Source organism: Streptomyces sp. NPDC006516, assembly GCF_040611875.1.
Taxonomy (GTDB): domain Bacteria; phylum Actinomycetota; class Actinomycetes; order Streptomycetales; family Streptomycetaceae; genus Streptomyces.
The window spans coordinates 193,352-214,282 of the sequence record NZ_JBEXPD010000011.1; the positions used below are offsets into that span (position 1 = coordinate 193,352).

The window sequence follows — 20,931 nt, forward strand, 5'->3', positions numbered from 1 at the left end:
CCGTGTCCCCGTGCCCGGCATTCCGCTTGCCGAAGGGCCCCTGACTCGCCGAGGCCCACCCCGCCGAGTGGCGAGGTGATAGAACCTCAGTGCGACTTCGTGACGCTCTGGCGGTTCGGCCGTTCGAGTGAGGCCGGGAAGGAGTGGCGGTTCAGTCCCGGCCGGTCCTCTCGGTAAAGGTGCCCTTGCGGGCACGCGGTCCCGCCTCACCGTCGTGCATGTCCGCCCGGCTGTCGCGTGACCCCTCGTGGCCGCCGTTCTTTGGCACCATCGTGGCGTTCCACTCCTTCTTCCGGAGGCGAGGAACGCGTCCGATCATCTCTACGGAACTGTAGAAGCATCGCGGCGGGATGGGCTGTGGGGCGGCCGTGGCGCTGCCCGGGAGGCGGGGCCGCGTGGGATGCCCGCGCCCTAGTATGGGGCGGTGAACAGTGCGGACGACTCTCGTGAAGGATCGGGCCCCGGCGCGACAGGGCTGGCGGAGTTGCAAGCCCTCGCTGTCGAAATGCGCCGGATGAACGGCGAGATCAACCGCTTGGTTCATGCCTTCGCGCATGCGCAGGGCCTTCACGCCACGGACGTACAGGCGCTCGGTGCCATCCTCGACGCGGACGTACCGCTGACCCCCGGCAGGCTGCGCGAACACCTCGGTCTCACGTCCGGTGCGGTCACCGCGTGTCTGGACCGGCTGGAGCGTGCCGGTCACATCCGCCGTGCCAGGGAAAGCTCCGACCGGCGTGTCGTGCATCTCTACTACGAGTCCGGAGCGAAGGCGGCTGCCCGGTCCTTCTTCATGCCCCTCGCCGAGGCGGCGGCAGGTGCGCGGTCCGCGTCCGAGCCGCACGAGCTGGAAGCGGCGCTCCGCTTCCTCGCACGGATGAACGGTGAACTCGCTCGAATGCAGGTTCCCCGGCGCTGAATCGCCGTGCCGGGGGTAAGGGAGTGGTGGCGAGCATGTAATCTCAATCATTGAGATACATCATGATTGAGAGATCGCGGCCGACCCAGGAGCGCCATGTCCACCGCATCGAAGCCGGTTCGCCGGCTGTTCCTTGTCCCTGTATTCCTTGTCCTCGCCTGGCTCGTCGTCGGCGGCGCGTTCGGGTCGTATGCCGGGAAGCTCGGTGAAGTAGCCACCAACGACCAGGCCTCGTTCCTGCCGCAGAGCGCGGAGTCCACCCAGGTCGTCGAAGCGCAGAAGGCGTTCAGCAAGCAGCAGACCGTCCCCGCCATCGTGGTCTGGACGTCCGAGGAGGACGGAGGGAAGCTCGACGCAGCGCAGCAGAAGGCGGCGACTGCCGCCCTCGCCTCGGTGGAGGACGGGCCGGGGGTGACCGGTCGGGTGAGTCCCGCGCTGCCGTCGAAGGACCGCCAGGCGCTGGAAGGCGTCGTCCAGTTGCGGCCGGACCTCGGCGAGGAACTCCCCGACGCGATCGAACACATCCGCAGTGCCGCGGAAAGCGTCCCCGGAACGGTGGTGGGGCTCGCCGGTCCCGCGGCCTCCCAGGCCGACCTGTCCGAAGCCTTCGCCGGTATCGACGGGCTCCTCCTGGGTGTGGCCCTGGTGACCGTGCTCGTCATCCTGCTCCTGGTGTACCGGAGCGTTCTGCTGCCGCTGATCATCATCATCGGAGCGGTCTTCGCCCTCGGGGTCGCCTGCGCGATCGTGTACGTACTGGCGGACAACGACATCGTGCGGGTCGACGGGCAGGTCCAGGGCATTCTGTCGATCCTGGTCATCGGCGCGGCCACCGACTACGCCCTGCTGCTCACCGCCCGGTTCCGGGAGGAACTGGGCCGGCATGACGACCGGTGGACGGCGATGCGGGCCGCGCTCCGCGAGTCTGCGGGGCCCATCACGGCAAGCGCCGCGACCGTCGCCCTGGGGTTGCTCGCGCTCCTGCTCAGCGATCTGACGAACAACCGCGCGCTGGGGCCCGTAGGCGCCATCGGCATCGTGTGCTCCGTCCTCAGCGCCCTCACCTTCCTCCCCGCCGTTCTGGTCCTGCTCGGCAGGACCGCGTACTGGCCGGCCAAGCCGAAGAAGGGTGACGCCGAGCCCGACGCCGGCTCGAAGGGCATCTGGTCCCGGATCGCGGGACTGGTCGACCGCTCCCCGCGCAAGGTGTGGGCCATCACGCTGATCGGTCTGCTCGCCTGTGCCGCCTTCATGCCGACACTCAACTCCAAGGGAGTTCCTCTCAAGGAGATCTTCGTCAACGACGCGCCGTCCGTCGCCGCTCAGGAGACGCTGGGCCGGCACTTCCCCGGTGGATCGGGCAACCCCGCCATCGTGATCGCCGACGCGGGCAGCTCGCAGAAGATCGTCACCGCTGCCGAGGACGTGCAGGGCGTCGCGAGTGCCGCCGTGGTGACGACGTCCGGCCGCCCAGGGGAAGGGGAACCGCTGGTCGTGGACGGCCGGGTACGTGTCGACGCCACACTGACGGACGCGGCCGACAGCGACGCCGCCAAGGCGACCGTCACCCGGCTCCGTGACGCGGTCCACGCCGTCCCCGGTGCCGAGGCGCTCGTCGGCGGCTACACCGCGCAGCAGTACGACACCCAGAAGACCGCTGAGCACGACCGCAACATCATCGTGCCCGTGGTGCTGGTCATCATCCTCGTCATCCTGATCGGCCTGCTTCGCTCCCTGTTGATGCCGCTGCTGCTCGTCGCGACGGTGGCACTCAACTTCCTCGCCACCCTCGGAATCGCGTCGCTTGTCTTCGAGCACGTCTTCGGTTTCAGCGGCACCGACTCCTCCGTGCCGCTGTACGGATTCGTGTTCCTGGTCGCGCTCGGCGTCGACTACAACATCTTCCTGATGTCCCGGGTCCGTGAGGAGTCCTTGATCCACGGCACCCGGCAGGGCGTGCTGCGCGGGCTGACCACCACCGGCGGGGTGATCACCTCCGCAGGTGTCGTGCTGGCGGCCACCTTCGCGGCCCTGGGGGTCATCCCGCTCGCCTTCCTGGTGCAGATCGCGTTCATCGTGGCGTTCGGAGTCCTGCTCGACACCCTCGTCGTGCGTTCGCTCCTGGTACCCGCCCTCGTCCGGGACATCGGGCCCACCGCCTGGTGGCCGGGCGTGCTCAGCCGGGGCGGCAAGGAAGGGCCGGAGGCGAGCGAACCCCGTTCGTAACCCGCACGCCCGCTTGCTGCGCTTCGGCTCATGCCGCGGCCGGACGCCCCCACGGACGGCGCGCCCGCTGTGGGCCTCGCAGGGGTGTCGGCCGCGAAGGCCCTCGGTGAGTGCTTCCGGAGCATTCCGGCGACCGTGTCCTGCCCGCACCGCCTCGGCGGTGCGGGCAGCGTCAGTCAGGTCCGGGTGTGAGGGGCCGCGTGTGCTGTGAGTCATGCACCAACCGTGGCAGCCGACGATGCGTCAGGCCTCCCTCGCCGGTGTGATCCGCCTCCCCCGGGAGAGGGAGGTCGAGGCGTACCGGGCGTGTCGCTCCCGCCGCTCGCGCCATCGGGCTGTCCCGGGCGCGCGCCGTTTCCGTGCGTCATCAGCGTCCTGCGCGTGGCCGGGGATCCACCGGGCCATCCCGCGGGCGACGCCAAAAATGTCGCCATGAGACAGAAGTCCCACTGCGACATTTAAAGGTGTACGATGCAATTATGAATCCGCAGGGGAACGGCCCGGACCGGCGCGGCCGCAAGGCGCGCAGGACCCGGGACACGCTGGCACAGCACGCGTTCGACCTCGTGCTCGATCGCGGTCTGAAGAACGTGACGGTCGAGGAGATCGCGCAGGCGGCCGACGTTGACCGGCGCACCTTCAGCCGGTACTTCCCCAGCAAGGAGGCCGCCGTCCTCGACGCAGTGCGAGGCGACGGCGACAGGATCAACCGAGCGCTCCGCGAGCGCCCCGTGACCGAGCCACCGCTCACCGCCTACCGTCTGGCCGTCCTCGACTGGCTCGGCGACCCCGAGGCCGAGCCCTGGCACCTACGGCCGCGCATCTTCGACCTGTTGGTCATGGCCGAGGAGGAACCGACTCTCTACGCGGCGTACCACCACATCCGTGTGGACGCCCAGGAGGAGTCGGTGCGGATCATCGCGGAACGTCTCGGTGTCGACCCGCGGCAGGACCTCCGCCCCGCCGTGGCCGTCGCCGCAGGAGCCGGAGCGCTCCTCGCGGCCCAGGCGGCATGGGTACGAGGCGGCCGTCCGGCCGCCTTGCCCGAGTTCGTCGTACATGCCTTCGACGCCCTCTCCGCGCATCTGCTGGAATCCCGGCAGGACGGGCCGGCGCCCCACAGCACCACGCAAGGAAGCACAGCATGAGCACCAACCTCCCCACCTCCTACGAGGCGGAATTCGCCGGCAAGGTCGCCCTCGTCACCGGCGGCGCGTCCGGCATTGGCCTCGCCCTCTCCAAGCGGCTCGCCGCGAGCGGCGCGGCAGTCGTCGTCGCCGACTACGACGAGGAGAGCGCCCGCAAGGCCGCCGACGAGCTGAAGGGCACCGGCGCCCGCGCCGCCGCCGTCGCCCTCGACGTCACCGACCCCGCCTCCGTGGAGGCCGGCGTTCGCTTCGCCGTCGACACGTTCGGCGCACTGCACCTCGGCGTCAACAACGCCGGCATCGGCGGTCCCGCGCAGACCACCGGCGAGTACGGGATCGAGGACTGGAACAAGGTCGTCGCCACCAACCTCAGCGGCGTCTTCTACTCGATGCGCTACGAGCTCCCGGCCATCCTCGCCGCGGGCGGTGGCGCCATCGTCAACATCTCGTCGATCCTCGGCACCAACGGCTTCGCGAACTCGCCGGCCTACGTAGCCGCCAAGCACGGAGTCGTCGGTCTCACCAAGACCGCCGCTCTCGAGTACGCCGCACAGAACGTCCGCGTCAACGCGGTCGGCCCCGGCTTCATCGACACTCCGCTGCTCCGCAACACCGACGGACCCGCCCGTGACCACCTGATCTCCCTCCACCCCGCGGGCCGCCTCGGTACGTCGGAGGAGGTCGCCGAGCTCGCCGCCTTCCTGCTCTCCGACCGCGCGTCCTTCATCCACGGCAGCTACCACCTGGTCGACGGCGGTTATTCCGCCTCCTGATCCCCGAGTGGCGCAACGCCACCACGAGGGTCACAAAGGGAGTACGGAGAAACGAAGGAGTGTCATGAAAGCCGTCCAGTACCGCACCATCGGCGCCGCGCCCGAGGTCGTCGAGATTCCTGAGCCCGTCGTGGGGCCCGGTCAGATCCTGCTGAAGGTCAGCGCCGCGGGTGTATGTCACTCGGACATCGCGGTGATGAGCTGGCCCGCCGAAGGGTTCCCGTACGAGCTGCCGCTCACGCTCGGTCACGAGGGCGTCGGCACCGTCGCCGCCCTGGGCGAGGGCGCCGAAGGCGTCTCCGTAGGGGACTCGGTCGCCGTCTACGGCCCCTGGGGCTGCGGAACCTGCGTGAACTGCGCGGAAGGCCGGGAGAACTACTGCCTGCGCGCGGCCGACCTCGGCATCAACCCGCCCGGACTGGGCAGGCCGGGCGCCATGGCCGAGTACATGGTCGTCGACGACGCTCGTCACCTGACGCCGATCGGCGACCTGGACCCCGTCAAGACGGTCTCGCTGACCGACGCGGGCCTCACCCCGTACCACGCGATCAAGCGCTCCCTGCCGAAGCTGCTGCCCGGGGCCACCGCGGTGGTCATCGGCACCGGTGGCCTCGGACACGTCGCCATCCAGCTGCTGCGCGCCATGACCGCGGTCCGTGTCATCGCCCTGGACGTCACCGAGGAGAAGCTCGCCCTGGCTCGTGCCGTGGGAGCGCACGAGACCGTTCTCTCCGACGAGAACGCGGCCGCCAAGGTCCGCGAACTCACCGGCGGCATCGGCGCCAAGGTCGTCTTCGACTTCGTCGGGGTGGAGCCGACGGTGAAGACGGCCGGAGCGGTCGCCTCCATCGACAGCGACGTCACGATCGTGGGCATCGGCGGCGGCCTGCTGCCGGTCGGCTTCGGAGTGCTGCCGTTCTCCACGTCGGTCACCGCGCCCTACTGGGGCTCGCGCAAGGAACTCGCCGAAGTCATCGAGCTCGCCCACGCCGGCTCCGTCGACGTGCACGTGGAGACGTACTCCATCGACGAGGCACCCCTCGCCTACGAGCGCCTCCACGCCGGCAAGATCAACGGCCGTGCGGTCATCCTGCCGAACGGCTGACCGCCACGGACGGTGAGCCGGTAAACGACTCGCCGGGACGCCTGAGCAGGCACCCCGGCGAGTCGTTTCCATGGGTCAGGAAGCCGTGGTCACCGCTTCCGTCCGGGTCAGCCGAACCGGGTCGGTACCGGACGCACTGTGCCGCTCCGCCCAGTTCTCCAGCGCCGTGCGGCAGGCGTGGTCCAGATGGTGCAGGCCGGACAGGTCCAGCGCGATCGGCCGGTCCGTGGGCAGTGCCTCCAGGCTGTCGAGTATCTTCGGCAGCCGCAGGAAGGTCGCGTTGCCCGACAGCCGGGCCCGGACACCCTCCGCGTTGCTGTCGACGATCTCCAGCTTGATGTGCGAGGCGTCCCAGGCCGCCTTGGCCACCGAGAGGGCCAGACCCGTCAGCACACCTTCGAACATGTTCACCGCGACGATCGTCACGGCTGTGACGATCAGGATCAGCGCCTCTCCTCGGTGCTCACGCCACAGCGTCACCAGCGCGCGCAGCGGAATCAGCTTCCAGCCGGCATGGATGAGGATGCCTGCCAGGGCGGGCAGCGGGATGAGCCCGAGCGCGGACGGCAGCAGCGCGGCGAACAGCAGCAGCCACACCCCGTGCAGCACCCGGGAGGCCTTCGTCCGCGCACCTGCCTGGACGTTGGCCGAGCTGCGCACGATGACTGCGGTCATCGGCAGCGCGCCCAGGAGCCCGCTCACGGTGTTTCCGGCGCCCTGAGCCATCAGCTCCTTGTCGTACTCGGTGCGTGGCCCGTCGTGCAGCCGGTCCACCGCGGCCGCGCTGAACAGGCTCTCGGCGGAGGCGATCAGCGTGAAGGCCGCCACGGTGCCGAGCAGACTCATGGTCGCGAGCCCACCGAACTCGGAGAGGGCTGGTACCTGGACGGCCTCGAACAGCCCCTGCACCTGAACGGTGGCGACCGGCAGGTCGAACGCGAGTGTGGCGAGCGTGGCGAGCAGGACGGCCGCGAGCGCGCCAGGAACGGCCCGCACCCGCTTCGGCATCCTGTTCCACAGGGCGACCAGGACGATGGTCGCCACTCCGACCGCCAGCGACGTGAGAGCCGCCGCGCTGGACGCTGCTTCGGCCAGGAGCCCCGGAACGCCGGCGAGCTTGTCCAGTCCGGTGAGCGGAGCCTCGATGCCGGCGGCTGCGTAGAGCTGGCCGGCGATCAGGACGAGCCCGATGCCCGCGAGCATGCCCTCGACGACGGAGGCCGAGATGGCCCGGAACCAGCGGCCCAGCCTCAGCGCTCCCATGGCCAGCTGGAGCAGCCCGGCGGTGATCACGATCACTCCGAGCGCGGGCAGTCCGAAGGACTGGACGGCCTCGAAGACCAGCACGGTCAGGCCGGCGGCCGGTCCTGACACCTGGAGACTGCTGCCGCGCATGCACCCGGTGACGAGGCCGCCCACGATGCCGGTGATGAGGCCCAGTTCGGCCGGGACACCGGATGCCACGGCGACACCCACGCACAAGGGCAGGGCGACGAGGAAGACGACGAGTGACGCGGCGAAGTCCTGCCGCAGGTGGGGGAATTTGGCGACGCGGTCCATGGTGGCCCTCATCCCGTGCGGAAGGGGGCGGAGCGCACGTCGCCGGGCGGGGGTGCCCACACGGCGCTGTCACTTGCTTGTAGTGCGTGAAGCGCGTGGTGGTCGGCGAGAGCTTGCATACCAGTTGTTCCTCCTGGCGCGCCGAGGACCGGCGCGTCGGTACGGGTGCGTGAACTGAGCGGCACGGAGGGCGCGGCAGCATGGCCCCGTGTCGGTGTGCCCGGCCGGGCCGGGGACAGGGGACGATTGCCGGGCGCCTCGGGTCAGCTCAGCAGCGGAACACCTGGAGCATGGGCGCGGAGTGCGTCGCCGAGGATCTGGCGGCGTGGTGCGCTCTGCCCATCGCGGCCACGACAGCGGGAGCGAGCAGTCCGCGATCGCCGGTCGTCAGCAGGGAACGTGACGGCGCGTCGGGTGCGGGAACGACGGTCGGACGATGGCGGTCACGGTGCCGCAGGAGGCCCTTCGACTCGCCGCCGCGATCGCGGGTGCCGTATTCCCCGTGCATTCCTTCCGGCGCCGCTCCTGGAAAGGCGGCCGCGTGGATTTCCGGGGTGCGTGCCTGGGCGTCAGGGAAGGCTGCGCCGGACGGCGGGAACAACGAAGCGCATAGGAGACTCATCAGGAGCGTCAGCACGAACCGGACTGCCGCTGCGGGCATTCTCGCCTCCTTCCGGACTGCATCCTTCCTTGGGACGCTAACAGGCCGGAGGGCTTATGAAGTTAACCCTTTGTGAAGAGTCCGAAAGTCACCGTAGAAACGAGCGAATTACGCCCCGGACCGGCTGTGGCCTGCGGATGAGACCGTGTTCGACTCTCAGGGGCCGGGACGGCCGTGTGAGGGTGACGTCGCATATGCCGCGCGGCCGAAAACAATGGCATTCGTACAGCGGTTCGGTCTGAAGGGGGTTCGGTAGTCCGGAGGGGACCGTATTGGTCGCTCCGGAAAGCGGGAGGAGCGCGGAGGGTCCTGGACGAACGTGCACCGGCACATGATGTTCGGGTGGTGTTCGGTCCCTGGGGGGATCGTGCAGCTGTTCCCGCGAGGCCCCGAACGCGACGCCCGTGGCGAATTTCATTCGCTGCCCGCCCGCGGACGCGACCGGGCAGCGCCGGTGCGGCTGTGCCGCACAGGCGCCTGCTCCCCGTTCGCGTCCGCCGCGGGGCAGGGGGCGAGTCCTGTGGCGGTGGTCAGTGATCGTCCCAGTGGCCGCCGTGCGAGGCGTGCCGGTGGCCGTCGTGGGCGTAGTCGACGTGGTCCTCGTGCGGAACGGCGACATGGCCGCAGTCCGGGCCGTGCTGGTGGTCGTGCTCCTCGTGCACGGAGTGCGCCGGGTTCACACACTCGTCCACATGGCCTTCGTGTGCGCGGTGCAGATGGGTGTCGTGCGCGTAGTCGACGTGGTCGTTGTGCGGGATCGCCACGTGGCCACATCCCGGGGCGTGCTGATGAGCGTGCTCGGGGTGGGGGTGGTGCGCCGTGGTCGTGGACATCTCGCTGACTCCTTCACGGTTTGCGCTGCCTGGGGGCGCCGGGTGCCGGTCGAGGAAGGTGGCGAGTATTTCCGGCATATCTGGCAGCGTAAGCCTCTCCGGCCCCGGACACCTCCGGTGCGCTGCCGATGCTCTGGCGGGTCACCGACGGCTCCCCGCCGTCACGTTGCGTCACGCGGGGCGGCTGCTCCGGGCCGAGGTTCACCTGAAGGAGCCGGAGTAGGGCAGGAGGGCCATCTCGCGGGCGTTCTTGATCGCGGCGGCGACCTGCCGTTGCTGCTGCGCGCTGACGCGGGTCACCCTCCTGCTGCGGATCTTGCCCCGGTCGGAGATGAACTTACGCAGCAGATCGGTGTCCTTGTAATCGATGTAGGTGATCCCGGCCGGGTCTAGCGGGTTCGGCCGGTGCTTCACGGGAGTACGGGGGTCCTGGCGGCGGGCCATCGGAATTACCTCGCGGTGTGGGTGTGCGGTGGGCGGGTCGGTCAGTGCACCGGGTCGAGGAGAGCGTCGAACGCGGCCGGCAGGTTCCTCCACGCGGCGCGGCCGGCCCGGTACTCGTCGTCGGTCAGGAGGCAGGAGTCGAGCAGGGCGGTCAGGCCGTCCCGGTCGAGGCCGGGGGAGACGAAGACCAGATGCTGGCAGCGGTCGCCGTGCTCGGAGTGCCAGCCCAGTGCCGCGGCCGCCCTCCGCATCGGCGAGACCATGTCCCAGGCGGCGTCGGGCAGGGACGCGAGCCAGGGGCCGTTGTTCTCGACACAGAGGGCCCCGCCCGCGGCGTCCCAGGACAGCAGGGTGTCAGGGCGGTCGGCGAGCCAGAACCTGCCCCGGCTGCGGGCGGCCGCGCACGCCACATCCTCCAGCGCGTCGTACAGACGCTCGGGGTGGAAAGGGCGGCGCCGGCGCCATACGAGCGTGCTGACACCCGCCTCCTCGGCCTCCTGCGGCAGCAGGGCGCAGGCCGGATGCTGGCCGGCACCGGCCGACTCCACGTCGAACCCCGCCAGGGCAAGTTCTGTCAGCTCCGGTGAACCGGACGCGGCCTGCGGTGCCGTCGGGTGCAACTGGCGGAGCAGGGCCTTGTCCTCGTCACCCGCCGTGTCGCCGTCCACCACGGCGACGACCGACGCGTACTCCAACTGCCTGGCCCATGTGTCACCGACGGTCCGCCCGTCGGTCGGGGCGGCGGCCAGGCCGGCCTCGGCGAGGTCGTCGCCGTTGGCGAGGCAGGGCAGTACGAGCGCGGGGTCCACGGCGGTGATCACGCTGGTCACCTCGATCAGGCCCCGGCCGCCGGCTGCGATGACCTCGGCCATCGCCTTCGGCTCGACGGAGTCCCAGAGTTCGACAACGGCCATGCTGGTCGCGCCGTCGGCGGCCAGCCGCTCCAACTCCGGCACCAGGTCCTCGCGCAGGGCGCAGCAGGCGCAGTCGTTCAGCAGCGGGGCGTCGCCGCTGGACAGTACGCCGGAGGCGTCGCGCACGGTCCGGCGCACGTAGCCCTGCTCGGCCGTCGAGAGGTCATGGTGCAGGGCGACGCTGAGGGGGGCTTCACTCAGCAGGCCCTCCACCACCTCGTGGCGCGCTTCGGAGTGCAGCCCGTTCACGATGACGACGGGAAGCATGTGCTGGTCCTTCATCGCCGGTCCTGGCCACGGCCGTAGCGGCGCTCGAAGCGTTCGACGCGTCCGGCGGTGTCCATGACGCGGGCGGTCCCGGTGTAGAAGGGGTGGCTCGCGGAGGAGATCTCCACATCGACGACCGGATAGACGTTGCCGTCCTCCCATTCGACGGTCCGGTCGCTGGTCAGGGTGGAACGGGTCAGGAAGGCGAAGTCTGCGGCCTTGTCGCGGAAGACGACGGGGCCGTAAGCGGGGTGGATTCCGGGCTGCATGGCGGTGTCCTGAGGGTCGGGTACCGGACGGGGAGTGGAGGGGGTCAGCGCTCTTCGCGGAAGTCGACGTGACGGCGGACGAGCGGGTCGAACTTCCGCAGGACCAGCCGGTCGGGGTTGTTCCGGCGGTTCTTGCGGGTGACGTAGGTGTAGCCCGTGCCCGCGGTGGAGCGGAGCTTGACGATCGGGCGTAGTTCGTTGCGAGCCATGCCGCTACTATATGGCAATGGTTTCCATTTTCAATACGGATCCATGTCGATGAGAGGCAGGTAACTCCATGTCCGCCCACTGCCAACTGACCGGCGCTCAGCCGGGCTTCGGCAACAACATCTCCCATTCGCACCGGCGTACGTCCCGCCGGTTCGACCCGAACATCCAGCGCAAGCGCTACTGGCTGCCCAGCGAGGGACGGCACGTGCGCCTCGTGCTGAGCACCAAGGCGATCAAGACGATCGATGTCATCGGCATCGAGGCAGCAGTCGCCCGCATCCGTTCCCGAGGGGGGAAGGTCTGATGGCGAAGAAGAGCAAGATCGCACAGAACGAGAAGCGCAAGGCCATCGTCGAGCGGTACTCCGCGCGGCGTGCCGAGCTGAAGGGCCTCATTCGCCGTCCTGGCACCTCGGAGGCCGAACGGGCTTCCGCAGTCGCGGAGTTGCGCCGCCAGCCGCGCGACGCCAGTGCCACGCGGGTGCGTAACCGTGACAGTGTGGACGGCCGTCCTCGCGGTCACCTGCGGAAGTTCGGACTGTCGCGGGTGCGGATGCGCGAACAGGCGCACTCCGGATTTCTCCCGGGAGTGACCAAGTCCTCCTGGTGATGCTCCGGTGTCCGTGAAGGGTGGTGGTACGGCCTGGGGGCCGTACCACCACCCTTCAGCGTTTCCCGGAACCCACGGCGAAGCGGCGGCGCCGGCCACCACACGAGGAGCGCGCCCCCGCCCGGCGGGAACGCGCTCCTCGTGCATCGGTGGCAGGTCAGTGCTGCTTGACGCCGCTCAGCTCGTTGGGGGCTTCGGGCAGCATCGTCGAGGCCAGCTGCTTGCCGGACTCGATGTCGATGGCCAGCAGCTTCTTGCTCGCCGGGTCCGAGACGTATGCCGTGTGGTCGCGCACGAACATCGCCGGACGCGGTTGCTGCCAGTCCAACGGCTCCTGCCACGGACCGAGGGCGGAGATCTTCTTGGTCACCTTGCCCGTGTCGGGGTCGATGACGTGGATCCTGCCGTCGGTGCCCAGGACGAGCGCCTCACCGTGCGGTCCCCGTGCCAGCGAGCGGAAGGTGTAGCTCGTACCGATGTCGACGAGCCGCATCGTGCCCGTCGCGGTGTCGATGAGCGACACCTGCTGCGGGCGTTCCAGCTCGGCGTCATTGTCCTTCTTGTAGTCACCGAGCACGACGGGCGACTCGTCGGACCCGGCCTGATTGCCTATCCGGCCGTACGGCGTGGGGCTCTTCACCTTGTTGACCGCGCCGTCCTTGTAGATCAGGACGCCGTCCTCGCAGCCGATGACGACCGCCTCCCCCTGCGCGGTCGCCTCTCCGTGGACGCCGGGGCACTCCTCGCTGCGGGTGATCTCCTTGCGGTCCTCGTCCAGTACGGTGATGCCGACTCGCTTCTCCTCCGTGCCGAGGGTGGTCACCAGCGTGTCGTCGGCGAGCTGGATGGCGACGCCGTGGTGCGGGGCGGCGGAGGTGTACGTCTCGGTCTTCGGTGCGGTGTCACCGAGGTCCTCGGGGTCGAAGACCGTGACCACGCCCGTGCCGTCGGCGAAGAGGACGGTCTTGCCCGCGTGGCGTACGACATGGCCCGGCTTGCTTCCCTCGAACTCGACGTCCGTGAGCTTACGGCCCGCCGCGTCCAGCACGCGGAATCCGGTCGCGGTCGAGACCATCACATGGCGGTCGCCGCCCGCGGGATTGACCCGGTTGAACCCTTCGAGGGGTATGTCCTCGGCGAGCTTGAGCGTCTTGCCGTCCAGGATGTACAGGCCCCCGTCGTAGGTGGTGACGATCGGGTCCGCGACCAGAGGCGCCTGCGCCTCCGACGGCTTGTCCGCCGCCTTGGCCGCGGGTTCCCCGGCGTCGCCCCCGCAGGCGGTGAGCGCGACGGAAACCGCGACAAGGGCGCTGACGGCAGCTGCCGTCCTCGGGCGTACTCCATGCTTCATGGTGTGTTGTCTCCTTTTCGTTGCCGTCGTCCGTGACGGGCGACGACGTGGCTATGCGGTGTCCAAGCCGGTGGCTATGGACGTGGTGTTGGCGCGCATCATTTCCAGGTAGGTGGCGGCTCCCTTCCCCTTCGCGGTGAGGGATTCCGAGAACAGCGGTACGACGTCGACGTCGATCCCGCTCTCCTGCTTGAGCACCCGGGCCAGCCGGTCGGGTTGCGAGGAGTCCGCGAAGACGGCCTTCACGCCAGCCGTTCTGACCGCGGTGGCAAGGGACTTGAGGTCCGATGCGCTCGGTGAGGCGAGCGTCGTGCCACTCGGGATCACCGCGCCCACGACCCGGAATTGGAAACGCTGCGCGAGATAACCGAAGACGTGGTGGTTGGTCACCAACTGGCGCTGGGCAGGCGGTATCTCGTCGAACTGCTTCCGCATCCACCCGGTGAGTTCGGTGAGTTGCGCCGCGTAGGCGGACGCGTTGCTCTCGATGGTGGGTCCGTCGACGCCCCGTACCTGCGTGGTGACGTCGTCCGCGATGAGCTCGACGGCCTTGCGGACCCGCTCGGGGTCGGTCCAGAAGTGCGGGTCGGGCTGGTCCGCGGACTCGCCCGCCGTGTAGGTGAGCGGGTCGACACCTTCCCCGACGGCCAGGGTGGCGACACCGGCCTCCTCCGCGGCCACCACGTGGCGCAGGACGTTCTCCTCCAGACCGAGGCCGTTGTGGACGATGAGATCGGCCTGCTCGATGGACGCCGCCTGCGGAGCCGATATGCCGAAGGAGTGCGGATCCGCGTCGGCCTGCATCAGTACCGTCACCTCGGCCTCGTCGCCGACGACGTTGCGGGTGATGTCACCGAGGATGTTCGTGGTGACGACCACGGAAGGCCGGTCCTTCCCGTTTCCCGCGCAGCCGCTCACCCCCAGGAGCAGTACGCCGGCCAGACAGGCGAGCAGGAGACGCCTGGGCGTCCAGCGCCTGTGGGCGCATGTGGCATCTGTGGCATCGACGTTCATCGGCCGGTCTCCACCATGTACGTCGGAGCGAAGTCGAGGGCGAAGGTGCGGGCGACCCGGAGCCGGTCGTTGTAGTCGATCTCGTGGACCTTGCGGGCGGCGGCGTCGTTGACGTACGCGCGAGTGGTGTCGACCTCGATGGCTACGGATCCCGGGCCCTCGGACTCGGCTCCCTCCGTCAGGAGCTGTTTGCGGGCGACGCTCCTGCCGGTGGCTGTGTCGTAGGCCGTGAGCACGCCGTCCGTGCCGAGCGCGAGCAAGGGGGCGCCCTCCCCGGCGGTGTTGGCGGACAGGACCGGGCCGGTCTCGACGCGTGTCCAGGTGCGGTCGGTGACATCGAGGACCCAGACGGCGTCATCGCCGGACAGCGCCGCGAGCGTGGTGCTGCCTGCCCGGTGGTGGAAACCGGCGGCCCGCTCCGACGGCTTCACCGCTGTGCCGTACGGGATCTTCTCGGCGTCGAACGTGCCCTTGTCCTCGCTGACCAGGAGAGCGCCGTCGGCACACCCGAACACCACGCCCCGCCGTGTGACGGCTGAGCCGCGTACCTGGGCGCACGGCTCCTCGAACGAGGTGACTCGTGTGCCCTGCCGGTCGCGGACCTCGACGGTGTCCTTCCCCGCCTCCACCGCGGTGACGAGCAGGTGTTCCTTGTAGGGGACGACGGGTCCGCTGCCCGCGCCGGTCACCGCGCGGCCGGCAGGGACTGAACCGGCCTCGAGTTCCGCGCGGTCGTACAGCTTCGTTCCGGCTGCGGATGAGACAGCGGTGAGGGCCTGATCGCTGTGGATCCGGACCGTGCCCGTCCCGGCGATGGCGCCCACATCACGGATGGCGGCGCGGTAGTAGTGGACGTGGTCGCCGTGGTCCACCGTCCAGGCACCGGAGTCGACCGCGTGCGTGGCCCCGGCGGCACTCACGTACGCGAACCGGCCGTCGGTGCGCAGCCCTTGTATGTCGTCGGCGCCGTCCAGCGGGGTGAGGTCCCCGGTGACCAGGTCCAGAGTCTCGACCCTGCCGGTGGCCGCGTCGGCGAGTACGAGGCGGGACTGCTGCTCGGAGGCTTCTTCGGCTCCCTCCACATATCCGTGGGGTTTCGCCGCGGCCTTCGGCGGGGCCTTCGCGTCGCCGCCGCTCTGGCAGCCGACGAGGAGTCCGAAGCCGGTGAGAGCCGCGAGGGAGAGTGCTGTGGTGGTTCGGATCTTCCTGGGTGTCATGACGGATGTCCGTATTCCCTGTGCTGGTGGTCGGTCGTGGAGGCGGGGCGAGAGGAACGCACCCACCGGGTGCGGAGCCCGGAGGCGGCGGTCGAGATCAGGAACTGGACGACAGCGGTTGCCGCGATGCTCGCCCCGGCAGCCGTGTGCAGGTGCCACGAGAGCAACAGGCCGATGAAGGTCGCGCAGGCTCCGAGGCAGGCGGCGCCGATCATGATCACCGGGATTCGCCGGGCCCACGGCAGCATGGCCGCGGGGGGAGCGATCAGCAGGCCGAAGACCAGCAGCGTCCCCACGACGTGGAACGACGCGACGATGGCCAGGGTGAGCAGGGCCAGCAGAGCCGCGTGTGCGAGACGCGGCCGAAGTCCGAGCGTGTGCGCCTTTCGCTCGTCGAACGCCAGGGCCACGAACGGCCGGTAGCCCACCACGGAGATCACCAGCGCGACGGCCAGGGCGGCCCCGAGGTAGGCCAGATCGGCACTGCGTACGGCGAGCACGTCACCGAAGAGGAAGCCGGTCAGGTCGACCGCGAACGACTGGGAACGCGACACGATGATCACGCCCAGCGACAGCATCCCCACGAAGAGCAGGCCGATGCTGGTGTCCTGCGAAAGGCGGGGGGAGCGGCCCACGACGCTGACGCCGAGCGCCATGACGGCAGCGCTCGCGGCGGCTCCGACGAGCAGATTGCCTCCCAGCAGCGAGGCGAGAGCGATGCCGGGGAGCATGCCGTGCGACATCGCGTCCCCGAAGAACGCCATGCCGCGCAGGACGACCCACGTGCCGGCCAGGGCGCAGATCAGCGACACGAGTATGCCGCCCCACAGGGCCCGCAGGACAAAGGTCACCTCGAAGGGGCCCGTCAACCATTCCATGGAGCGGGACACTACAATGAAAATGATTATCACTTCAATTTGCGCAGCGGGAAGAGGTTCACGGGATGCGGCGACAGGTAAGGCTCGACGGTGTGTCCGCCGGTTATGCGAACCGTGCGGTGCTTGATCAACTCACCTTGCAGATACCGGCGTTCACCACGACTGCCGTGGTCGGGCCGAATGGGTCGGGCAAGTCCACGCTGCTCGGGGTGATCGCGGGTGTGATCCGGACGACAGCGGGCGAGGTGCGGCATCGGACCGCCAGGCGCCCGGCGTTGGTGACGCAGCGCAGCAGAGCGGCCGATGCGCTGCCGCTGACGGTGCGGGACGCCGTGGCCATGGGGAGGTGGGGAGATCGAGGGCTGTACCGACGGCTGTCGCGCCGGGACCGGGAAGTGGTGGAGGCGAGCATGGACCGGCTCGGCATCGGTTCCCTCGCCCATCGGCAGCTGGGGGAACTGTCGGGCGGTCAGCGTCAGCGCGCGCTCGTGGCCCAAGGGCTCGCGCAGGAAGCGGATCTGCTTCTGCTGGACGAGCCGGCCACCGGCCTGGACGCGACGGCGCAGCGGCTGATCGCGGATGTACTGGCCGAGGTGACCGAGGAGGGGGTGACGGTCGTGCAGGCGACCCACGACCTCGGGGCGGCCAAGGGGGCGGGTCACCTATTGGTGCTCCAGGAGGGCCGGTTGTGGGGGGAGGGCGACCCCGGGGAGGTTCTGACCGGTGACGCGATCGAACGGATCTGGCAGCTGCCTCAGCGGGTGTGACGCCTGCCGGGCGCTCCTCGCCCTCCCGTCGATGGGGCGGAGGGGGTGCGGAGAAGCGGCGACGACCGGACGACGACTGGAATGGGCGATGCCCTGTCCGCTGCCGCCGTCCGGTTAAGTCCGTCCGTTGTCAGTGCGTTGCGTTTCAATGGCCCCATGGCGCACACCCCGTCGACGCTCAGTGACCTGCTGTCCGGACTCGCCGTCCCGCACGGGTATCTGCATCTGCCTCCGGGCACCGACCCGCACGCGCTCGTCAGGTCGCTGACCGGCCGTTACGGTGCCCCGCGCACCCTTGTCCTGGACGGCTTCGCCGACCCCACCGTCGACGAGGAGTGCGGCGCGGCGCTTCTCGCTCTCCTCGAAGGCCGGGGGGTGACGATACGGGCCTGGGCGTACAGGGACCGGTGGATCGGCGCGGGAACGGCCAGGGGTGCGGCAGGCGACACCCGGCCGGTGCTGGCGACCGTGCCGAGGCGGCAGCCGGCCTCCCTCGTGGCGGTGCCCGGAGAGGACGTGGACTGGGTCGAGCGGCTCATGAGCATCACCGCCTGGACCGCGCCCCCGCGACGGCCGGACGTCGACTGGGCGCGGACCGAGTCGCGACTGGGGACGCGCCTTCCGGGTGACTACAAGCGCATGGTGGAGACGTTCGGGGAGGGCGCGTTCGACGCGTACCTCGCGCTGAACCAGGAGCCGTGGACCGACCTCGCAGAGGACGGTCTGCTCGCATGGGCGGGCACCGAGCACAAGAACCGGTACTGCTGGCGGCCCGACGACGGCGATCCCGACGGCTGGCGAGTCACGGTCCAGACCTTCGACGGCGAGCTCGCCCACTTCGACTGCCCGGCCGCGGAGTTCGTCTGCCGTATCCTCGTCGACCGGCACCACCCGTTCACGATGGCCCGCTACTTCGACACCCACTGGTTCATGAGCTACCGGGAGGGCGAGTAGCAGAGTGCGCCGTCGCCGGGACGGGCAGGCCCACCTTGTCCGCCCGTCGTCCTCGCGTGATCGTGACCGCTGCGCAGAGTCCTTCCGGCGCGGACGGTTCGGCCTTCCCGGCCAGGGCAGGGAACGCATCAGCCGTACTCCGGCGGCCTTCCCGAGTCCTGGCGTCGCGCGAACCGGGCGCGAGCCGCTTCGTGAGCGTCGCGCAGGAGCTGTACGAGCGTGTCCGTCGTCCGCTCGCCGGGGTTGACGACCGAGATCCAGCCGAGCGCCCCGTACACGGGGTGGGGCATCACGCTGTCCACGGCGGCGTAGTCGCGGGGCCGTGTGAGGTCGCGCGGTTCCTCCCCCGTGAGCTCGACGAACGTCGCACGGCCGGTGTGGATGTTCACCCGCCGGCGGCCTGGGGTGTCCAGGTCGGAAGCGGTGTCGTCCGGGTAGTTCCTGCTGACGATCGTTGCGTACGGCTGGACATTCCGTGGCATGCGCCCGTCGGGAGCGTAGTAGATGAACGCGTCCCCCCACGTGATCTCAGGAAACGCGCTTCCCGGCTCAGGAGTGAACACGAGCGCGCCGTCGAGGGTGCGTGCGGTCGCGATGATCTGTTCCATACTCATGGTTCAAGTATCTGGTTCACGTGCTTATGTGGGGTTGGCTATGGATGAGCCGGTGGGCGGTCTCCGGCGGGTACCGCTCCGCACCGTCGAAGTGGCCAGGGAGTCGGGGTACTCGGTACAGCAGGTTCGCGACCTGGAGCGACTGGGGGTCATCCCGCCGGCCACGCGGTCGAGTAATGGCTACCGCTCCTACACGCCTCTGCATGTGCAGGCCCTTCGCGCCTACCGAGGGCTCGCGGGCGCCACCGGGCCCGTGGCGGCCAGGCAGTTGCTCGCAGGACTGCGAACGGGGACGCTCGCGGAGGCGGCATCGGCGGTCGGCGCCGTCCACGTCCGGCTCGCGCGGGAACGAGAGGAAGCACTCGACGCCCAACAGGCGCTGCGCGCGATCCAGTCCGAGGTGGACGGACACGGCTACGAGCCGGCCGGAGACGCGATGACGATCACCCAGCTCGCGGAAGCGCTCGACGTGCGTCCCTCCACCCTGCGGTTCTGGGAACAGGAAGGCCTCGTCACCCCCGAGCGGGTGACTTCACTGCAGGTGCGCCGCTACGGCCCCGCCGCCATCGGGGCGGCGCGCATCGTCGCGGCCCTGCGCGGGGCGGGGTACGGAATTCCGGCGGTGCGCGAGATCATGACCTCCCTGCACCGCCTCGACGGGCTGGAGAAGGCGGCGCTCATCCTGCATCAGCGGCTCGGCCAGATCGCCGCTCGGACCGTCGCGCTGCTCCGGGCGGGCGCGGATCTGGCTGCCGTCGTCACGTCCGTACAGGAAGCGCGACCCTCCAGCGGCGACTGAAGCCCACAATGCGCGGACCGCGTAGGCCGTCCGGCCATCTGTGAGCAGGGTGATCGCCGGGTCCGGACCGAGTGCCGCGGTTCGCTCTCCGTGCTCCGACCGCTACCGGAGCGAACGGCTCGCAGCGGGGTCACCTCCGGGGTGCGGAGGACCGCTGCCTCCGGGCGGCATCCGCCCACCGCGTCCCTAGGAGTCACGCCGCGTCGTACCAGGGGTTGTTCGCCGCCCAGTGCCGGACCCAGCCGGAGAAGCCGGAGGCGGCGGTGGTGTAGCCGAACTGCGCGCCGAAGGGGACCGCTCCGACGTCGGTGATCAGCCAGACGTACCCTCGGTGAGGTCCGCTGACGACGAGATGCCAGTTCATCGCGCACCCATCGGTACCGAGCACGACCGAGCCGTGGTTGCGGAGCTGCTCGATGAGCTCGTCGGGATCATCGAATCCGTCCGGGTCCTGAGCAATGCTCAAGACCTGTGGCGAAGAGGGCCCTGCAGGAGATCTACCACGCCGAGGACCGTGACCACGCCGCCAAGGCGGTCAAGGACTTCGCGAAGACCTGCGGGACGAAGTGGCCCAAGGCGGTCAAGAAGATCGCAGACGGCGAGGGCGAACTCCTCGCGTTCTACGACTTCCCCGCCGAGCATTGGATTCATTTGCGCACCACGAATCCGATCGAATCGACCTTCTCCACGGTGAAGCTCCGGACCAAGGTCACCCGCGGCGTGGGCAGCGCGGCCGCCACTCTGGCCATGGTCTTCAAGCTCGCCGAGTCCGCCCAGCAACGCTGGCGCGCGATCACTGCACCCCACCTCGTCACCCTCGTCCGCGCCGGAGCACGCTTCGAAAACGGTATCCTCGTCGAACGGACCGAGGAGGCTGTCGCATGACCGGCCCGCAGCACGATGGTGAACCCGCCGAGCACCACCGCTACGCGCACTACCTGCAGGCCCTCGACGCTGTTCCAGAAGCGGAGGAGGCCGATCTGGTGGCAACGGTGTTGCGCGACCAGGACCTGGCGATGGCGCAGGCCGCGGTGGTGCACCACCTGGACCGCCGGGCAGCACGGCTACTAGCCGACGCCGCCTTCCCCGCCTGGGCCCACACCATGGACGCCGTCGTCGGGGGCCGGAACTACCTCACCCGCCGCCTGCGCGAGTGGACCCTGCTCAGGAGCATCGCCATGGACGAACCATGGGCCGCCGAAGAACTCACCGCCGCTTCCGACTGGTTCCAGCGGACGGCCACGACCGCGCAGATCATCACCTCACCCGACGCTCTAGGCCTGCTCGCGGAACGGGGACGAACCCGGCGAGTCCGCAACGCGGCGAGCCGACGAATGCATCGGCTGGATCAACCGCCGAACTGATTTGATCCACAAGTCTTGACTATTGCTCCCGGGTC

At 69.6% G+C, this 20,931-nt stretch carries 23 protein-coding genes and 2 pseudogenes; 12 read left to right on the plus strand and 13 right to left on the minus strand.

Annotation, left to right across the window (positions count from 1 at the left end; translation table 11 throughout):
- Positions 1-424 precede the first annotated feature (424 nt).
- From ABZY45_RS26405 to ABZY45_RS26425, 5 genes are all read left to right on the plus strand, one after another.
- The gene (locus ABZY45_RS26405) at positions 425-919 is read left to right on the plus strand and encodes a helix-turn-helix domain-containing protein (protein WP_356743624.1); all 495 of its coding nucleotides are present in this window, start codon (positions 425-427) and stop codon (positions 917-919) included.
- Between the two features lie 96 nt (positions 920-1,015).
- Entirely contained in the window at positions 1,016-3,145 is a 2,130-nt protein-coding gene (locus ABZY45_RS26410) for an MMPL family transporter (RefSeq protein WP_356743626.1), read from the plus strand.
- A 479-nt stretch (positions 3,146-3,624) separates the two neighbouring features.
- The gene (locus ABZY45_RS26415; RefSeq protein WP_356743627.1) at positions 3,625-4,293 is read left to right on the plus strand and encodes a TetR family transcriptional regulator; all 669 of its coding nucleotides are present in this window, start codon (positions 3,625-3,627) and stop codon (positions 4,291-4,293) included.
- The gene (locus tag ABZY45_RS26420; protein WP_356743628.1) at positions 4,290-5,066 is read left to right on the plus strand and encodes an SDR family NAD(P)-dependent oxidoreductase; all 777 of its coding nucleotides are present in this window, start codon (positions 4,290-4,292) and stop codon (positions 5,064-5,066) included. Before ABZY45_RS26415 ends, ABZY45_RS26420 begins: the two co-directional genes overlap by 4 nt.
- A 64-nt stretch (positions 5,067-5,130) precedes the next feature.
- Positions 5,131-6,171 (plus strand): NAD(P)-dependent alcohol dehydrogenase, encoded by a 1,041-nt coding sequence (locus tag ABZY45_RS26425; protein WP_356743630.1) that lies wholly within the window; start codon positions 5,131-5,133, stop codon positions 6,169-6,171.
- Between the two features lie 75 nt (positions 6,172-6,246).
- Here the strand turns inward: ABZY45_RS26425 and ABZY45_RS26430 are convergent, their stop codons facing one another.
- The 7 genes from ABZY45_RS26430 to rpmG all read right to left on the minus strand — a co-directional run bounded on the left by ABZY45_RS26430 (position 6,247) and on the right by rpmG (position 11,328).
- The gene (locus ABZY45_RS26430; RefSeq protein ID WP_356743632.1) at positions 6,247-7,731 is read right to left on the minus strand and encodes a SulP family inorganic anion transporter; all 1,485 of its coding nucleotides are present in this window, start codon (positions 7,729-7,731) and stop codon (positions 6,247-6,249) included.
- A 268-nt stretch (positions 7,732-7,999) separates the two neighbouring features.
- Positions 8,000-8,239 carry a hypothetical protein gene (locus tag ABZY45_RS26435; protein ID WP_356743633.1) on the minus strand — a complete coding sequence of 80 codons (240 nt, stop codon included), beginning with the start codon at positions 8,237-8,239 and terminating at the stop codon, positions 8,000-8,002.
- A gap of 683 nt (positions 8,240-8,922) precedes the next feature.
- Complete coding sequence (locus tag ABZY45_RS26440) at positions 8,923-9,225, minus strand: hypothetical protein (protein ID WP_356743635.1); 303 nt, start codon at positions 9,223-9,225, stop codon at positions 8,923-8,925.
- Positions 9,226-9,426: 201 nt separating this feature from the next.
- Positions 9,427-9,669 (minus strand): 30S ribosomal protein S18, encoded by a 243-nt coding sequence (gene rpsR, locus ABZY45_RS26445; protein ID WP_356743636.1) that lies wholly within the window; start codon positions 9,667-9,669, stop codon positions 9,427-9,429.
- 41 nt (positions 9,670-9,710) lie between these two features.
- Complete coding sequence (locus tag ABZY45_RS26450) at positions 9,711-10,865, minus strand: GTP-binding protein (RefSeq protein WP_356743638.1); 1,155 nt, start codon at positions 10,863-10,865, stop codon at positions 9,711-9,713.
- A complete protein-coding gene (locus ABZY45_RS26455) occupies positions 10,862-11,119 on the minus strand; it encodes a type B 50S ribosomal protein L31 (protein ID WP_356743640.1) in 258 nt (85 codons plus the stop codon). The genes ABZY45_RS26450 and ABZY45_RS26455 overlap by 4 nt, the downstream gene beginning before the upstream one ends.
- A 44-nt stretch (positions 11,120-11,163) precedes the next feature.
- On the minus strand, positions 11,164-11,328 hold the full coding sequence (rpmG, locus tag ABZY45_RS26460; protein ID WP_356743642.1) for a 50S ribosomal protein L33: 165 nt from the start codon (positions 11,326-11,328) through the stop codon (positions 11,164-11,166).
- 68 nt (positions 11,329-11,396) lie between these two features.
- Here rpmG and rpmB point away from each other — a divergent pair, with 68 nt between their 5' ends.
- Together rpmB and rpsN are read left to right on the plus strand one after the other, a co-directional pair.
- Positions 11,397-11,633, plus strand: a complete 237-nt coding sequence (gene rpmB / locus ABZY45_RS26465) for a 50S ribosomal protein L28 (RefSeq protein WP_356743644.1) — start codon at positions 11,397-11,399, stop codon at positions 11,631-11,633.
- Entirely contained in the window at positions 11,633-11,938 is a 306-nt protein-coding gene (gene rpsN, locus ABZY45_RS26470) for a 30S ribosomal protein S14 (protein ID WP_356743646.1), read from the plus strand. Before rpmB ends, rpsN begins: the two co-directional genes overlap by 1 nt.
- 157 nt (positions 11,939-12,095) lie before the next feature.
- Here rpsN and aztD read toward each other — a convergent pair whose 3' ends face one another.
- Genes aztD through aztB form a run of 4 tightly spaced genes read right to left on the minus strand, consistent with a single transcriptional unit; the run spans position 12,096 to position 16,398 of the window.
- Positions 12,096-13,289, minus strand: a complete 1,194-nt coding sequence (gene aztD / locus ABZY45_RS26475; protein WP_356743648.1) for a zinc metallochaperone AztD — start codon at positions 13,287-13,289, stop codon at positions 12,096-12,098.
- Between the two features lie 51 nt (positions 13,290-13,340).
- Positions 13,341-14,303 (minus strand): zinc ABC transporter substrate-binding protein AztC, encoded by a 963-nt coding sequence (gene aztC / locus ABZY45_RS26480; RefSeq protein WP_356743650.1) that lies wholly within the window; start codon positions 14,301-14,303, stop codon positions 13,341-13,343.
- Positions 14,300-15,520, minus strand: a complete 1,221-nt coding sequence (locus tag ABZY45_RS26485) for a hypothetical protein (protein ID WP_356743652.1) — start codon at positions 15,518-15,520, stop codon at positions 14,300-14,302. Before ABZY45_RS26485 ends, aztC begins: the two co-directional genes overlap by 4 nt.
- Complete coding sequence (gene aztB, locus ABZY45_RS26490) at positions 15,517-16,398, minus strand: zinc ABC transporter permease AztB (protein WP_356743654.1); 882 nt, start codon at positions 16,396-16,398, stop codon at positions 15,517-15,519. The genes ABZY45_RS26485 and aztB overlap by 4 nt, the downstream gene beginning before the upstream one ends.
- A gap of 65 nt (positions 16,399-16,463) precedes the next feature.
- Between aztB and aztA the strand changes: the two genes are divergently transcribed.
- Together aztA and ABZY45_RS26500 are read left to right on the plus strand one after the other, a co-directional pair.
- Positions 16,464-17,165 carry a zinc ABC transporter ATP-binding protein AztA gene (gene aztA, locus ABZY45_RS26495; RefSeq protein WP_356743656.1) on the plus strand — a complete coding sequence of 234 codons (702 nt, stop codon included), beginning with the start codon at positions 16,464-16,466 and terminating at the stop codon, positions 17,163-17,165.
- 156 nt (positions 17,166-17,321) lie between these two features.
- The gene (locus ABZY45_RS26500) at positions 17,322-18,119 is read left to right on the plus strand and encodes a hypothetical protein (protein WP_356743658.1); all 798 of its coding nucleotides are present in this window, start codon (positions 17,322-17,324) and stop codon (positions 18,117-18,119) included.
- A gap of 128 nt (positions 18,120-18,247) precedes the next feature.
- On the opposite strand, the gene ABZY45_RS26505 is transcribed toward ABZY45_RS26500, so the two are convergent.
- On the minus strand, positions 18,248-18,727 hold the full coding sequence (locus ABZY45_RS26505) for a DUF6194 family protein (protein WP_356743812.1): 480 nt from the start codon (positions 18,725-18,727) through the stop codon (positions 18,248-18,250).
- A gap of 46 nt (positions 18,728-18,773) precedes the next feature.
- Between ABZY45_RS26505 and ABZY45_RS26510 the strand changes: the two genes are divergently transcribed.
- On the plus strand, positions 18,774-19,532 hold the full coding sequence (locus ABZY45_RS26510) for a MerR family transcriptional regulator (protein ID WP_356743660.1): 759 nt from the start codon (positions 18,774-18,776) through the stop codon (positions 19,530-19,532).
- 193 nt (positions 19,533-19,725) lie between these two features.
- On the opposite strand, the pseudogene ABZY45_RS26515 reads toward ABZY45_RS26510, so the two are convergent.
- A pseudogene (locus ABZY45_RS26515) lies at positions 19,726-19,971 on the minus strand (SMI1/KNR4 family protein); the annotation flags it as partial.
- A gap of 44 nt (positions 19,972-20,015) precedes the next feature.
- Here ABZY45_RS26515 and ABZY45_RS26520 point away from each other — a divergent pair.
- Both ABZY45_RS26520 and ABZY45_RS26525 read left to right on the plus strand, forming a co-directional pair.
- Positions 20,016-20,417 (plus strand): annotated as a pseudogene (locus ABZY45_RS26520) (transposase); the annotation flags it as partial.
- Positions 20,414-20,896: a hypothetical protein gene (locus tag ABZY45_RS26525; protein ID WP_356743662.1), complete on the plus strand. Its 483-nt coding sequence runs from the start codon at positions 20,414-20,416 to the stop codon at positions 20,894-20,896. The pseudogene ABZY45_RS26520 and the gene ABZY45_RS26525, both read left to right, overlap by 4 nt.
- Positions 20,897-20,931: the final 35 nt, after the last annotated feature.